Origin of the sequence: Variovorax sp. Varisp85 (assembly GCF_047304045.1) — a bacterium.
Taxonomy (GTDB): domain Bacteria; phylum Pseudomonadota; class Gammaproteobacteria; order Burkholderiales; family Burkholderiaceae_C; genus Variovorax.
This window is the reverse complement of record NZ_JBGLYN010000077.1, coordinates 1-13,433: the sequence shown is the minus strand read 5'-3', so window position 1 is coordinate 13,433 and position 13,433 is coordinate 1. Positions and strand designations below refer to the sequence as shown.

Sequence of the window (13,433 nt, the reverse complement as noted above, 5' to 3'; positions counted from 1 at the left end):
ACAGAGACGACAACACACACAACAACCAGGAGACAAGACCATGAAGAAGAAGAAGAAGAAGAAGACCCTCGTCGCCGCCGCAGCCGCGACCCTCGCCGCCGGCGCTTCCCTCGCCCAGTCCTCGCTCACGCTGTTCGGCGTGATGGACGCAGGCGTGAGCCACTACCGCACCACCAGCAGTTCGCACAACCCGCTGCGCTCGGCCGAGCTGCGCCAGAGCCAGACCGTGCTGTCGCCCTCGGGCAATGCGTCCAGCCGCATCGGCTTTCGCGGCACCGAAGACCTCGGCGGCGGACTGGCCGCGAGCTTCTGGCTCGAGGCGCCGCTGAACAACGATACAGGCGGCGGCATCACGAACTTCGGACGCCGCTCCACGCTCAGCCTCAGCGGCCCCTTCGGCGAACTGCGCCTGGGTCGCGACTACACGGCCTCGTTCTGGAATGACGCGGTGTTCGACCCCTTCAGCGTCAACGGCGTGGGCACCAACCTGATCGCCGTGGTCAACAGCAACATCGCGGCCTCGCGCGCGCTGGCCACGGGCAGCCTGCTGAACGGCGGCCTCTCCGCAGGCACCGACAGCTACCTGCGCACCAGCAACGCCGTCAGCTACTTCCTGCCACCAAACCTGGGCGGCTTCTACGGCCAGGTGCAGTACGCGCTGCACGAGAACACCAAGATCAGCAACACGCCCGACAGCCCCTCCAAACGCGGGCGCTACGCGGGCGGGCGCATCGGCTGGGCCAGTGGCCCCGCCGACGTGGCGCTAGGCTACGGCGAGAGCACGCTGGCCAGCACCACCGTACAGAGCGAGAAGATCAAGAGCCTGAACCTCGGTGCTTCGTACGACTTCGGCGTGGTGAAGGTGTTCGGCGAATGGTCGCGCGTGCGCGACGTGCGCAACAGTGCCGCCCCGTTCGCCAACGGTTCGTTGCGCCTGACCGACCGCTACGACGGCCTCATGGCCGGCGTGAACGTGCCACTGGGTGCGGGCATGCTGCGCGCCTCGTATGCACGCGTGCGCTTCGTCAACGGGCTGCATCTGCCAGACGGCAATTCGTCGGTGAACAAGCTCGCACTCGGCTACGTGCACAACCTCTCCAAGCGCACGGCGCTGTATGCCTCGGTGGCGCGCATCCACATCGCCAACGGCCGCAACAACCCGACCGTGATGGGCGTGACGCCGCTGGTGCTGAGCCTGCCGGCGATCTTCCCTCAGCCGGGCTACGCGACCACCGACGGCATGCAGCCGCACCGTGCGCTGGGCTACGACGTGGGCATTCGGATGGCGTTCTGAGCGCCTGAAAAGCGACGGCGGCGCCCTCCGCATTCCTCCTAGCCATTGCCGCAGACGCTGGTACGGCTGGTAGGGAGCAGGTCACTCTCGGCCTACTTTGACGTAGTCCACTATTGCGGATACCGGGTAATTTTCTGCCGTCATGACGAAGGTCTGGTATTGCAGACGAGGCCAATCGCCAATTCTTGCGCCGTGACATCGGCGTTCTGCCGACGCCATGTCGAAGACTACCGTCGCCGGCGGCAGCCGCACGCCGAGCTACTTGGGTGCCATGGTGGTGAGCACGGCCACGCTCATGGCCTCCACACTCGTCTTGATCGATGGCTCGGGCACCGGCGCGAAGAAGGGCGAGTGATTGAAGGCCAAGGGCTTGCCGCCGGGCTTGAGCGACGCCATCACCTCTTCGGGAGAGAGCACGCCCACGAAGAACATCATCGATGGCACGCCCGCATTGCCGAACTCGGAAAAATCCTCGCTCGCGGTGATGGGCCGAACCTGCACCACCTTCGGGTCGCCGAACGCCGTCTTGAGTGCCGCCGCCGTCCGGTTGACCACCGCTTCGTCGTTGACCACCGCAGCCCCACCGGGCACCAGCTCGACCGTCGGCTCGGGCGCACCGCCCATCATCGCGGCCGCGTTGGCCGTGCGGCGAACGCCGGCCAGCAGCTTCTCGCGCACCTCCGGCTGGTAGCTGCGGATGGTGCCGCGCAGCACCGCCGTGTCGGGAATGATGTTCCCAACTGTGCCGGCTTGGACCGCACCGATGGTGACCACGCCGAACTCGGCCGGGTCCTTCTCACGGCTCACCACGGTCTGCACGTCAGTGATGAAACGGGCGGCAATCGCAATCGGGTCGATCGTCTTGTCCGGCGCCGATCCATGGCCGCCGCGGCCTTTGAAGGTGATCTCGAGCGAGTCAGAGTTAGAACTGATCGCACCGACCTTGTAACCGACGAAGCCATAGGGCGACGGCGAGGTGTGCAGAGCGAACGCGAAGTCGGGCTTGGGAAAGCGCTTGAACAGGCCGTCGGCAAGCATGGCCTTGGCACCTGACACGGTTTCCTCAGCGGGCTGCGCGACAAACATCAGCGTGCCCTTCCACTGATCTTTCATCGTGAGCAGCGTGCGCGCGGTGCCGACCCAGCTCGCCATGTGGATGTCGTGGCCGCAGCTGTGCGCCACGAAGGTCTCGCGGCCGTTCGATTGGGTCTTGGCCTTGCTCGCGTACGGCAAGCCGGTCTTCTCTTCCATGGGCAGCGCGTCGAGTTCGGTGCGCACGAGCACGGTCGGGCCTGCGCCGTTCTTGTAGATCGCGACGAGGCCCGTGCCGCCGACCTTCTCGGTGACATCGAAACCGAGCTTGCGCATTTCGCCGGCCAGCTTCGCAGCCGTTCGCACTTCCTGGAAGGCGATCTCCGGATTGGCGTGCAGGTCTTTGTAGAGCGTGTCGAGCGAGGGGTACATACCGTTGACGACAGGCCCGATCTGCTGATGCAGCGACGTCTGTGCGCTGGCGCCCAGCGCCAGGGTCAGCAAGGCAACGGCGGACAAGGTGCCATGACGAAATGAACGGGAAGACATGGAGGAAGAAGCCCTATGTGGAAAGAAGATAGACACCAGCCATGCCAGTGTGGCCTTCTTCACGCAAGCTTCGAGCCCGGGATTGCCCTAGACATCAAAGCCGATCCGCAGTTCCCTTTTTTGCGACAGCAGGTCGCGTTCAAAAAATTCGCCACTCACACAGGACAGCAAGGCACTTCGCGTACGTGGCGTGCATGTCAGGCATGCCATCGCGCGCCTCCCCCCAAGCGCCAGCTTCCAGTCGACCTCAACAAGGCAGGCGCCGTCCATATTTTTTGCGTGCCTCGGCCCCCCAGGGCAGCCGACTCGCGGAAGCTGGCGATCGCCGCTGCACGATGGCCTTGGCGACGTCTGCCTGATCGACTGCACCAATGGAACGCTGGACGTGGCCCTCGCCCATGGTCAGCGCAACGTAGCCGACAACATCTGCTGGCGAGGGGAAAGCAGCAGGGACAAGACCCATCCTTGCGAAGGCCGAGGCGATGCACTTTGTACCCAAGTTCGACCGTCAATCGAATTGGTAGGAACAATGGTGTAAGAAATAAAAAAGCGCCCCGAAAGGCGCTTGTTTATTGACTTCTTGGAGGAGAGGGAGGGATTCGAACCCTCGGTACTATCGCTAGTACGCCTGATTTCGAGTCAGGTACATTCGACCACTCTGCCACCTCTCCGGTGCTGTCGAGCCTTCGATTATAGCAGAGGAAATTGCACTTTTTGAAGCCCTGGGCTCAGCCGCGCAAAACTTCGAGCCCACCGAGGTACGGACGCAACGCCGCGGGCACGTTGATGGAGCCGTCTTCGTTCTGGTGGTTTTCCAGCACGGCCACCAGCGCGCGGCCCACCGCCAGGCCGGAACCATTGAGGGTGTGCACGAGTTCGTTCTTGCCCTGCGCGTTCTTGAAACGGGCCTGCAAACGACGCGCCTGGAAGGCTTCGCAGTTCGAGACCGAGCTGATCTCGCGGTAGGTGTCCTGCGCCGGCAGCCAGACTTCGAGGTCGTAGGTCTTGCCGGCGGTAAAGCCCATGTCGCCGGTGCACAGCAGCACGACGCGGTATGGCAGCTCCAGCGCCTGCAGCACGGCTTCGGCATGGCCGGTCATCTGTTCGAGCGCGTCGTAGCTCTTCTCGGGGTGCACGATCTGCACCATCTCGACCTTGTCGAACTGGTGCTGGCGGATCATGCCGCGCGTGTCGCGGCCCGCGCTGCCGGCCTCGGAGCGGAAGCACGGCGTATGGGCCGTGAGCTTGATCGGCAGTTGCGACTCGGCCACCACCTCGTCGCGCACGAAGTTGGTCAGCGGCACTTCGCTGGTGGGAATGAGGTACAGCGCCGAATGGTCGGGCGCGGGTTCGCCGTCCTGGCCGCCCTTCTTCGCGGCGAACAGGTCGCCTTCGAACTTGGGCAGCTGGCCGGTGCCGCTGAGCGTGGCGGCGTTGACGATGTAGGGCACGTAGCACTCGGTGTAGCCGTGCTGTTCAGTCTGCAGGTCGACCATGAACTGCGCGAGCGCGCGATGCAGGCGGGCGATCGGGCCCTTCATGACGGTGAAGCGCGAACCCGCGAGCTTGGCGCCCATCTCGAAGTCGAGACCCAGCGGCGCGCCCAGGTCAACGTGGTCCTTCGGCGCGAAGGCCAATGGCGTGGCATTGGCGCCGGCGCCGCCTTGCGGGCTCCAGCGGCGCATTTCGACATTGCCTGTCTCGTCCTCGCCGACCGGCACGCTGGCGTGCGGCAGGTTGGGCACGGCGAGCAGCAGCGCGTGCAGTGCGGGCTGGATCTCTTCGAGGCGCCTGGATTGCGATTCCTGCTCGGCCTTGAGCGCGTTGACCTCGGCCATGAGCGCGTCGACCGATTCGCCCTTGGCCTTGAGCGGGCCGATCTGCTTGTTCAGCGTGTTGCGGCGCGCCTGGATTTCCTCGGTGCGGGTTTGCAGCGTCTTGCGCTCGGCCTCGAGCGCGGTGAACGCCGACACGTCGAGGTACGGCTGGTTCTTCTTGCGTTTTTCGAGGCCGGCCACGGCGGAGGCCAGGTCTTTGCGGAGCAGGGTGATGTCAAGCATGGGGGGATTTTAGGTGGGCGTAGCATCGCGATCCCACTCACCCACCTCGAAGGGAAAAACGATGGAAGCCTATCTGACATTCAACGGCAATGCCGCCGAAGCGCTCGCCTTCTATGCCAAGGCGCTGGACGGCAAGGTCGCCTTCAGCATGACCTTCGGCGAGAGCCCGATGGGCGCCCAGACGCCGGCCAGCCACAAGGACAAGATCATGCACGCCACGCTCGAGGCCCGCGGCCACAAGCTGATGGCCTCGGACGCCCCGCCGGAGTGGCCCTTCGAGGGCTACAAGGGCTTCTCGCTCTCGGTGCAGGCGAACAGCGTGGACGAAGGCAAGAAGCTGTTCGACGCACTGGCCGAAGGCGGCAAGGTGACGATGCCCTACGGCCCGCAGTTCTGGGCCAAGGGCTTCGGCATGCTCACCGACAAGTTCGGCGTGGCGTGGATGGTGAACTGCGAGAAGTGAAGGCCCCCCGGCTTTTCACTGCGCTTCGCTCCGTGTAATTCGCCACCCCCCCGAGGGGGAGGCGCGGCTCGCCTTGGGGCGGCCCGGCGGCGGCCGCCTTCGACTCTCAGGCGACCGTCGCGGGATCGACGTTCGCCCCGCAGACGATCAGGCAGACCTTCTCGCCCGCGCGCGGCGCGTAAGCGCCGGTCTGCAGCGCGGCCAGCGGCAGCGCGGCGGCCGGTTCCACTGCCAGCTTCAGCTCTTTCCACAGCCACTGCTGGGCGGCGCGGATGGATTCGTCGGACAGCAGCAGGGCGTGCCGCACCTGCCGCTGCGTAATTTCCCACGAAATGGCGCCGATGCGACGCGCCCCGAGCGAATCGGCCGCGATGCCGCCCACCTCCACGTCGATCGGCTCTCCGGCCTCGCGAGCGCGAAACAGCGTGGGCGCCTTTTCGGGTTCGAGTGCCACCACACGGACGCGCTGCTCGAACCAACCAGCGAGGCCACCGATCAGCCCACCGCCGCCGACGCTCACGAGCACAGCATCGGGAAGACCGCCCTGCTCTTCGATCTCACGGCCGAGCGTGCCCGCGCCGGCCACCACTTCGGGCTGGTCGTAGGCGTGGGTGAGCAAGGCGCCGGACTCTTTCTGGCGCGTGAGGCAGGCGGCCAGCGCATCGGGGTACAGCTCGCCGACGACGACCACTTCCGCGCCCAGCGCACGCAGCCGCGCGCGCTTGGCCTCAGGCGACACGCCCGGCAGGAACACCTGGCAAGGCACGCCCAGAGCGCGCGCCGCGGCCGCCGTGGCGATGCCCGCATTGCCGCCCGAGGCCACGACCACGCCGCTGTCGGGAATGTCGTTGGCCAGCAGCCGGTTCATCATGCCGCGCGCCTTGAAGCTGCCACTGACCTGCATGTGCTCGAGCTTCAGCCAGATCTCGGCGCCCGGCGCCGCGACCCCGAAGGCGGCCGCCGGCAGCTTCCACAGCGGGGTTTCGCGCAGGAAGTGGCCGGCACGCTCGCTCAGCCTGCGGGAAGCGCTATCTATTTCAGAGCGCCAGTCGAAGGTTTTCTTGTCGTTCAAGAGATATGTCCTGGAGGGGGAATGTCGTCGAGCTTGAGCCCCTTGGGCAGCGGAAACTTGATGGTTTCCTCGATGCCGTCCATCTTGCGGACCGACACCGCGCCGAACGCGCGCACGCGCTCGATCACCTCGCGCACCAGCACCTCGGGGGCCGAGGCGCCGGCGGTGAGGCCGATGCGCGTCTTGCCCTCGAACCACTCGGGCTTGAGCTCTTCGGCCGAATCGACCATATAGCTCTCGGTGCCCAGCCGCTGCGCCAGTTCGCGCAGCCGGTTGCTGTTGGAACTGGTGGGGCTGCCGACCACGATCACGAGGTCGACCTGCGGGCTCATGATCTTCACCGCGTCCTGGCGGTTCTGGGTGGCATAGCAGATGTCCTGCTGCTTGGGCTCTCGCACGGCCGGAAAGCGCGTGCGCACGGCGGCGGCGATCTCGGCCGCGTCGTCCACGCTCAGCGTGGTCTGGGTGACCACCGCGAGCTTCTCGGTCTGCGAGGGCGAGACCTTCGCCACGTCGGCCACGTCCTCGACGAGGTGAATGCCGCTGCTGAGCTGGCCCATCGTGCCCTCAACCTCGGGGTGCCCCTTGTGGCCGATCATGATGAACTCGAAGCCCTCCTTCGCGAGCTTGGCGACCTCGACGTGCACCTTGGTCACCAGCGGGCAGGTGGCATCGAATATCTCGAAGCCGCGGTCGCGCGCCTCCTGCTCCACCGCCTTGCTCACGCCGTGTGCGCTGAACACCAGCGTGGCGCCGGGCGGCACGTCGGACAGTTCCTCGATGAAGATCGCGCCCTTGGCCTTGAGCTCGTTCACCACGTAGGTGTTGTGCACGATCTCGTGGCGCACGTAGATCGGTGCGCCGAACTTGGCAATGGCGCGCTCGACGATCTCGATGGCGCGATCGACACCCGCGCAGAAACCGCGCGGTTCGGCAAGGATGACTTCCGAGATGTCGGGGTTCATAGCACGCCGATCAGCTTCACTTCGAAGGTGACGGGCTGGCCGGCCAGCGGATGGTTGAAGTCGAAGCGCACCGCCGTGTCATTCGATTCGATCACCGCTCCCGCGTAGCTGCCCGTGCCGTCGGGCGTGGGGAACTGCACGACGTCGCCCGTGGCGTATTGCTCGTCGGGGTCGCCCATCTGAGCGAGCAGCTTCCTGGCCACCCACTGCTGCATGTCGGGGTTGCGCTCGCCGAAGGCCTCGCCGGCGGGCAGCTCGAAGGTGGCATGCGCGCCTTCTTCCAGGCCCATCAGGCGCTGCTCCATGGCCGGAGAAAGCTCGCCGGTGCCGAGCGACAGGGTCGCGGGCTTGTCGGCGAAAGTGTTGATGATGTCGCCCGCCGGGCCGGCCAGCCGGTAGTGCAGGGTCAGGAAGGAGCCGGAAGTCACGAGTTGGGACATGGGGGCAGCGGAGGTGGGCAAAGACAAGGTGGGTGTCCCGATAAACTGGACCTCATTTTAAGGACCGGGACTTCACCCGGCTCCGCCAAGGTTTCACCCCAGGGTTTCATGGCATTCAAGGATCTCCCTCTCGACGCCCGTCCCCGCGAAAAACTCATCTCGCGAGGGGCATCCGCGCTGGCCGACGCCGAGCTGCTGGCCCTGCTGCTGCGCACCGGCGTGGCGGGCATGAACGTGCTGCAGCTGGCGCAGCAGCTGCTCGAGCGCTTCGGCGGCCTCTCGGGCCTGCTGCACACCGGCGCCGAGGAGCTCAAGACCATCAAGGGCATGGGCGGCAGCGCCAAGCGCTCCGAACTGATCGCGGTGCTCGAACTGGCGCGCCGCGCCATGGGCGAAAGGCTCAGGGAGCGCACGGTGTTCGACTCGCCCGACGCGGTCAAGCAGTACCTGCAGCTGCACATCGGCTCGCGCCCCTACGAAGTGTTCGCGGTGGTGTTCCTCGACGTGCAGCACCGCATGATCGCGCTGGAGGAAATGTTCCGGGGCACGCTCACGCAGACCAGCGTCTATCCGCGCGAGGTCGTCACGCGCGCCATCCACCACCAGGCCGCGGCGGTGGTGCTGGCGCACAACCACCCCAGCGGCAACATCGAGCCCTCGCGCGCCGACGAGTCGCTCACGCAGACGCTGCGCGCCGCACTGGCGCTGGTGGACGTGCGGGTGCTCGACCACATCATCGTGAGCCCCGGACAGAGCTTCTCGATGGCCGAGAAGGGCGTGCTCTGATGGCCGCACGCGCCCCGTCTCTCAAGAACCTCGCCGACCTCAAGCAGGTGCAGCGCACGCTCGCCGAAACCCGCGAGCGCGAAGCCGCCGAGGCGGCCGCAAAGGCCGCGGCCGAACGCAAGCTCGCCGCCGAGAAAGACCTCTTTGCACGCGCCATCGGTGCCACCGAGCCGCTGCGCCGCAAGGCCGCAGTGCCGCTTGCGCCGCTGCCGCCGGCACCGATCCCGGTGCAGCACCAGCTCGACGAGCAGCGCGTGCTGCGCGAGTCGCTCTCCGACGAGTTCGACGTGACCACGCTGCTCGACGTGGACGACGCCATGAGCTTTCGCCGGCCCGGCATCGGCACCGACGTGACGGCGCGGCTGCGCAAGGGCGAATGGGCGATCCAGGGGCAGGTCGACCTGCACGGGCTGCGCAGCGACGAGGCGCGCGAGGCGCTCGGTGGCTTCATCCGCAACGCCAGCAAGCAGGGGCTGCGCTGCGTGCGCGTGGTGCACGGCAAGGGGCTGGGTTCGCCAGGCAGGCAGCCGGTGCTGAAGACCAAGGCGCAGCGCTGGCTGATCCAGAAGAACGAGGTGATCGCGTTCGTGCAGGCCAAGCCCGCGGAAGGCGGCGCCGGCGCCCTCGTCGTGCTGCTGGCGCCCACGCGGCGCTGACGCTTTCTGACTTGCTCCTTCCCCTTCCGGGCGAAGGCTGGGATGGGGGCTCGCGGCCTTTGCACGGGCCCTCCCTTATCCATCGCCGTCGTGTCCCCACCCCTACCCTCCCCAGCGGGGAGGGAGCAGGAAACGCAGCCGGCTTACGCCAAGTGATTCTTCAGCGGAACCGATGCGTCCGCCACCGCCGCAGCATCAGGGCTACGCCCCGCTTCAAGCAGCTTGCGGCTCATCATGTGGTCGACCGGCGCGTTCACCGACTCCACGCACACGAGCTGCCCATCGACGTAGTGGAACAGCGAGAACGCATCGGGCTTCGGCCCCGCGCGGCGAACGCTGACGAGGCCCGGCGTGCCTTCGGCCGGCATCAGGCCCACCATCTGCAGGCGCATGCCGCCCTGGTCGGACCAGAACCACGCGACCGCGTCGTGCGCACGCGCCGCGCCGGTCAGCGTGGCCACCGCGGTGCGCGCCTGGTCGTTGGCGTTCTGCACCGACTCGAGCCGCAGCGCGCGGCCCGCGCGGCGGTCGGGGAAGCGCGTGCAGTCGCCCACCGCGAGCACACCGGCCGCGCTGGTCTGCATGTGGCCGTCGACCACGATGCCGTCGGCGCATTCGATGCCGGCCGCCTGTGCGAGCGCCGTCTCGGGCACGGCGCCGATGCCGAGCAGCAGCAGGTCGACCGGCTGCTTCACGCCGTTGACCTGGATCGACACCAGCCGGTCGCCTTCCACTTCGAAGGCACCGGTCTGTGCACCGAGCACGATGTCGATGCCGGCCGCGCGGTGCGTGGCGAGCACATGCGCCGACAGCTCGGGCGAGACGGCCCGGCCCAGCAGGCGCGGCGCGCTTTCGATCACCTGCACCGATTTGCCGAGCGCCTTGGCGGTGGCCGCCACCTCGAGCCCGATGAAGCCGCCGCCGAGCACGGTCACCTTCTCGGCCGATGCAAGCCGCTCGCGCAGGCGGTGCGCTTCTTCGGCGGCACGCAGGCTCGCGACGTTTTCGAGGCCCGGCTTCAGGTCGGGCATCTGGCGTGCGCGCGTGCCGGTGGCCAGCACCAAGCGCTCCCACGGCAGCACCGCGCCCGAACGCAGCGTGACGGTGCGCGCCTCGCGATCGATCGCCACGGCCGCGTCGCCCAGGTGCAGCGTGATGCCCGCTTCGCGGTACCAGTCGGCGGCCTTGTGCGGCTGCGTGGTTTCCTCCGCGCTCTTCAGGAAGGCCTTGGACAGGGGCGGGCGGTGGTACGGCTCGCACGCCTCTTCGCACACGAGGTGCACGCGCGCGCCCTGCCCCGCTTCGGCAAGCCCGGCGCAGAGCTGAGCCGCGGCGTGGCCGCCGCCGATGATGACGATGGAATTCATGATGAGAGAAACGTCTTTCGGAATCGTTGTGGGGTCGGTCACTCGCCGCGGTTGCGCATCCAGTCGGCGGTTTTGAAAAAGGAGTCGCGCAGCCTTGCGCGCAAGTCCTCGGGCACACCCGTCTCGCCCATCGCCTGGTCCATGCAGGCCAGCCATTGGTCGCGTTCCTTGATGCCGATGGTGTGGCCGCCGATGCTCTGCGGCAGGTGGCGCGCGCGCAGCATCGGATGGCCGAAGCGGTCGGTGTAGTGCTGCGGCCCGCCGAGCCAGCCGCAGAGGAACCAGAACAGGCGCTGGCGCGCGTTGTCGAGGCTGGTGCCGTGCACGGCGCGCAATTGCGCATACGCGGGCTCGAGGTCCATCAGGTCGTAGAAGCGCTCGACCAGCGCCTCCACCTTCGGTTCGCCGCCGATCCAGTCGAAGGGCGTGCCGGCGGGCGGCTTTTCTTGTATCTGCATGGGCGGGAGTATCCCTTGAGGGGCCTGCTAGAGCTGCACGATGCCCGGAATGCCCACATCGGGGTTCACGTCGGCCTCGTAGTCCACGCCCTCCACCGAGAAGCCGAAGAGGCGCAGGAACTCGGTCTTGTAGCCGGCGAAATCAGTGAGCTCGTCGAGGTTGTCGCCGGTCACCTGCGGCCAGAGCTCCAGCACGCGAGCCTGCACCCGCGGCGCCAGTTCCTTGTAGTCCGCGCGCAGGCGGCCTTCCTCGTCGATGTGCGGTGCGCTGCCGTAGAGACTTTCGGCGAAAAGCCCGTGCACCTGCTCGATGCAGCCCTCGTGCGTGCCTTGCGCCTTCATCACCTTGAACAGCAGCGACAGGTACAGCGGCATCATCGGAATGGCCGAACTGGCCTGCGTGACGACCGCCTTCAGCACCGACACGCGCGCATCGCCGCCCTTGGCCGCCAGTTGCGCGCGGATGCCCAGCACCTTCTGGTCGAGGTCCTTCTTGGCGGCGCCGATGGAGCCGTTCCAGTAGATGTCGTGCGTGATCTGCTCGCCCAGATAGGTAAAGGCGGTGGTCTTCGCGCCGTCGGCCAGCACGCCGGCCTGCTGCAGCGCGTCGATCCACATTTGCCAGTCTTCACCGCCCATCACGGCCACGGTGTTGTCGATTTCTTCCTGCGTCGCGGGTTCGAGCACCGTTTCCTTCACGGCCCCGCTGTCGGTGTCGAGGCCGCGCAGGTTCACCGACTTGCCGATGGGCTTGAGCACCGAGTTGAAGACCTGTCCGGTCTTCGGGTGCGTGCGTCGCGGCGCTGCCAGGCTGTAGACGACGAGGTCGACCTGGCCAAGGTCGGCGCGGATGGTGTCGATGACCTGCTGCTTCACAGCATCGGAGAAGCCATCGCCGTTGATGCTCTTCGCGTAGTGGCCTTCGGCTGTCGCGGCGCGATGGAAAGCGGCGGTGTTGTACCAGCCGGGCGAGCCGGGCTTGGTTTCGCTGCCCGGGCGTTCGAAGAACACGCCGAGCGTGTCGGCGCCGCTGCCGAAAGCGGCGGTGATGCGCGCGGCCAGGCCGTAGCCGGTCGATGCGCCGATCACCAGCACCTTCTTCGGGCCGCCCGCGATGGGCCCCTGGGCCTTGACGTAGTCGATCTGCTGCCTGACGTTGGCTTCGCAGCCGGTGGGATGGGTCGTGACGCAGATGAAGCCGCGCACGCGGGGTTTGATGATCATGAGGATCTCGCTGGATGAGATGCGGGAAGAAAACGGCGGGAGCGCGTTTTTGGCGCCGCGAATTTAACCCAGCCCGTAATAACCGCCTTCAGCTTGTCCATATGCATATGTCGATTGACGATTTAATAATCAGGGGTTTTATTGATATGGTTCGACCCTGAATTTCCTCTAGGAGAGAGACAACCTATGCGCCACACCCTGCTCGCCGCGGCCGTCGCCGCTTCCACCTTCCTGCTCGGCACCCTCGCCCACGCCGACCAGCTGGCCGACATCAAGAAAAAGGGCGAGCTGGTCGTCGGCGTGCTCGGCACCGACGAGCCCGCGACCTTCGTCGATCCGAAGACGCGCCAGATCGTCGGCTACGAAGTCGACCTGGTGAACGCCATTGCAAAGAAGATCGGCGTGAAGCCGGTCCTCAAGCAGATCGCCGTGGCCGCGCGCATTCCCGAACTGCAGCAGGGCCACGTCGACCTTGTCGCCGCCGGCCTCACGCACAACAAGGAGCGCGAGGCGCAGATCGACTTCTCGCTCACCACCTTCGTCACCGGCCAGAAGGCCATCGTGAAGAAGGACAGCGGCATCACCGAGGTGCCGCAGCTCGCCGGCAAGAAGGTGCTGACCATCCGCGGCGGCACGCAGGAACCCAACATCCGCAAGGCCGTGCCCAACGTCGAGGTCGTGACCTTCGACACCAGCCAGCAAGCCTTCCAGGCGCTGCAGCAGGGCAAGGGCGTGGGCTATGTGGACGACGAGGCCGCGCTGCTGCGCAGCTACGCCAAGCTCGGCCCGCAGAAGGCGCAGTACGAGGTGCTCAAGCAGAACCTGAGCACCGAGGCGCTGGCCATCGGTATCAAGAAGGGCGAGAGCGGCCTGAAGGCCGTGGTGGACGACACGCTGCGTGAGCTCGAGAAGTCGGGCGAGGCGCAGAAGATCTTCATCAAGTGGTACGGCCCGGACACGGCCTCGGGCTTCCAGTCGCGCGACTTCAAGCTCGAGAGCGACAAGATCGACTGAGCCCGGCCCCCGGTCTTTCTCCTTCCCCCGCTGGGGGAAGGCCGGGATGGGGG

13 protein-coding genes and 1 tRNA gene are annotated in these 13,433 nt (G+C 66.6%); 5 read left to right on the top strand and 9 right to left on the bottom strand.

What is annotated here, in order from left to right; translation table 11 throughout:
- Positions 1–40 precede the first annotated feature (40 nt).
- Positions 41–1,294 (top strand): porin, encoded by a 1,254-nt coding sequence (locus tag ACCC97_RS24370; protein WP_413335526.1) that lies wholly within the window; start codon positions 41–43, stop codon positions 1,292–1,294.
- Positions 1,295–1,552: 258 nt separating this feature from the next.
- Here the strand turns inward: ACCC97_RS24370 and ACCC97_RS24365 are convergent, their stop codons facing one another.
- The 3 genes from ACCC97_RS24365 to serS all read right to left on the bottom strand — a co-directional run bounded on the left by ACCC97_RS24365 (position 1,553) and on the right by serS (position 4,935).
- Positions 1,553–2,875, bottom strand: coding sequence for an amidohydrolase (locus ACCC97_RS24365; protein WP_007836079.1), 1,323 nt, complete (start codon positions 2,873–2,875; stop codon positions 1,553–1,555).
- Between the two features lie 581 nt (positions 2,876–3,456).
- Positions 3,457–3,546: transfer RNA gene (locus ACCC97_RS24360), tRNA-Ser, on the bottom strand.
- A gap of 57 nt (positions 3,547–3,603) precedes the next feature.
- On the bottom strand, positions 3,604–4,935 hold the full coding sequence (gene serS / locus ACCC97_RS24355; RefSeq protein ID WP_413335524.1) for a serine--tRNA ligase: 1,332 nt from the start codon (positions 4,933–4,935) through the stop codon (positions 3,604–3,606).
- A gap of 61 nt (positions 4,936–4,996) precedes the next feature.
- On the opposite strand from serS, the gene ACCC97_RS24350 reads away from it, so the two are divergent.
- Entirely contained in the window at positions 4,997–5,398 is a 402-nt protein-coding gene (locus tag ACCC97_RS24350; protein ID WP_007836081.1) for a VOC family protein, read from the top strand.
- 106 nt (positions 5,399–5,504) lie between these two features.
- Here ACCC97_RS24350 and ACCC97_RS24345 read toward each other — a convergent pair whose 3' ends face one another.
- From ACCC97_RS24345 to ACCC97_RS24335, 3 genes are read right to left on the bottom strand one after another with little or no spacing between them, the layout of a single operon-like run.
- Positions 5,505–6,470, bottom strand: a complete 966-nt coding sequence (locus ACCC97_RS24345) for a threonine/serine dehydratase (protein ID WP_007839274.1) — start codon at positions 6,468–6,470, stop codon at positions 5,505–5,507.
- Positions 6,467–7,435 carry a 4-hydroxy-3-methylbut-2-enyl diphosphate reductase gene (gene ispH, locus ACCC97_RS24340; protein ID WP_007839273.1) on the bottom strand — a complete coding sequence of 323 codons (969 nt, stop codon included), beginning with the start codon at positions 7,433–7,435 and terminating at the stop codon, positions 6,467–6,469. The genes ACCC97_RS24345 and ispH overlap by 4 nt, the downstream gene beginning before the upstream one ends.
- Positions 7,432–7,875, bottom strand: a complete 444-nt coding sequence (locus ACCC97_RS24335) for an FKBP-type peptidyl-prolyl cis-trans isomerase (protein WP_413335521.1) — start codon at positions 7,873–7,875, stop codon at positions 7,432–7,434. The genes ispH and ACCC97_RS24335 overlap by 4 nt, the downstream gene beginning before the upstream one ends.
- Positions 7,876–7,983: 108 nt before the next feature.
- Between ACCC97_RS24335 and radC the strand changes: the two genes are divergently transcribed.
- Together radC and ACCC97_RS24325 are read left to right on the top strand one after the other, a co-directional pair.
- Positions 7,984–8,661, top strand: coding sequence for a RadC family protein (radC, locus tag ACCC97_RS24330; RefSeq protein ID WP_007839271.1), 678 nt, complete (start codon positions 7,984–7,986; stop codon positions 8,659–8,661).
- Entirely contained in the window at positions 8,661–9,317 is a 657-nt protein-coding gene (locus tag ACCC97_RS24325) for a Smr/MutS family protein (RefSeq protein WP_413335519.1), read from the top strand. The genes radC and ACCC97_RS24325 overlap by 1 nt, the downstream gene beginning before the upstream one ends.
- Before the next feature lie 143 nt (positions 9,318–9,460).
- Here ACCC97_RS24325 and ACCC97_RS24320 read toward each other — a convergent pair whose 3' ends face one another.
- Genes ACCC97_RS24320 through fabV form a run of 3 tightly spaced genes read right to left on the bottom strand, consistent with a single transcriptional unit; the run spans position 9,461 to position 12,366 of the window.
- On the bottom strand, positions 9,461–10,684 hold the full coding sequence (locus tag ACCC97_RS24320) for an NAD(P)/FAD-dependent oxidoreductase (protein ID WP_413335517.1): 1,224 nt from the start codon (positions 10,682–10,684) through the stop codon (positions 9,461–9,463).
- Positions 10,685–10,722: 38 nt separating this feature from the next.
- Positions 10,723–11,142 carry a group II truncated hemoglobin gene (locus ACCC97_RS24315; RefSeq protein ID WP_007839268.1) on the bottom strand — a complete coding sequence of 140 codons (420 nt, stop codon included), beginning with the start codon at positions 11,140–11,142 and terminating at the stop codon, positions 10,723–10,725.
- Between the two features lie 27 nt (positions 11,143–11,169).
- On the bottom strand, positions 11,170–12,366 hold the full coding sequence (gene fabV / locus ACCC97_RS24310; RefSeq protein WP_413335515.1) for an enoyl-ACP reductase FabV: 1,197 nt from the start codon (positions 12,364–12,366) through the stop codon (positions 11,170–11,172).
- 186 nt (positions 12,367–12,552) lie between these two features.
- On the opposite strand from fabV, the gene ACCC97_RS24305 reads away from it, so the two are divergent.
- The gene (locus ACCC97_RS24305) at positions 12,553–13,380 is read left to right on the top strand and encodes an ABC transporter substrate-binding protein (RefSeq protein WP_413335513.1); all 828 of its coding nucleotides are present in this window, start codon (positions 12,553–12,555) and stop codon (positions 13,378–13,380) included.
- Positions 13,381–13,433: the final 53 nt, after the last annotated feature.

Excerpts from the sequence above, each read along its gene's own strand:
- ACCC97_RS24320 (WP_413335517.1), bottom strand. The coding sequence starts at position 10,684 with ATGAATTCCATCGTCATCATCGGCGGCGGCCACGCCGCGGCTCAGCTC.
- radC (WP_007839271.1), top strand. The coding sequence starts at position 7,984 with ATGGCATTCAAGGATCTCCCTCTCGACGCCCGTCCCCGCGAAAAACTC.
- ACCC97_RS24350 (WP_007836081.1), top strand. The coding sequence starts at position 4,997 with ATGGAAGCCTATCTGACATTCAACGGCAATGCCGCCGAAGCGCTCGCC.
- ispH (WP_007839273.1), bottom strand. The coding sequence starts at position 7,435 with ATGAACCCCGACATCTCGGAAGTCATCCTTGCCGAACCGCGCGGTTTC.
- ACCC97_RS24365 (WP_007836079.1), bottom strand. The coding sequence starts at position 2,875 with ATGTCTTCCCGTTCATTTCGTCATGGCACCTTGTCCGCCGTTGCCTTG.
- ACCC97_RS24335 (WP_413335521.1), bottom strand. The coding sequence starts at position 7,875 with ATGTCCCAACTCGTGACTTCCGGCTCCTTCCTGACCCTGCACTACCGG.
- serS (WP_413335524.1), bottom strand. The coding sequence starts at position 4,935 with ATGCTTGACATCACCCTGCTCCGCAAAGACCTGGCCTCCGCCGTGGCC.
- ACCC97_RS24325 (WP_413335519.1), top strand. The coding sequence starts at position 8,661 with ATGGCCGCACGCGCCCCGTCTCTCAAGAACCTCGCCGACCTCAAGCAG.
- ACCC97_RS24305 (WP_413335513.1), top strand. The coding sequence starts at position 12,553 with ATGCGCCACACCCTGCTCGCCGCGGCCGTCGCCGCTTCCACCTTCCTG.
- fabV (WP_413335515.1), bottom strand. The coding sequence starts at position 12,366 with ATGATCATCAAACCCCGCGTGCGCGGCTTCATCTGCGTCACGACCCAT.
- ACCC97_RS24370 (WP_413335526.1), top strand. The coding sequence starts at position 41 with ATGAAGAAGAAGAAGAAGAAGAAGACCCTCGTCGCCGCCGCAGCCGCG.
- ACCC97_RS24315 (WP_007839268.1), bottom strand. The coding sequence starts at position 11,142 with ATGCAGATACAAGAAAAGCCGCCCGCCGGCACGCCCTTCGACTGGATC.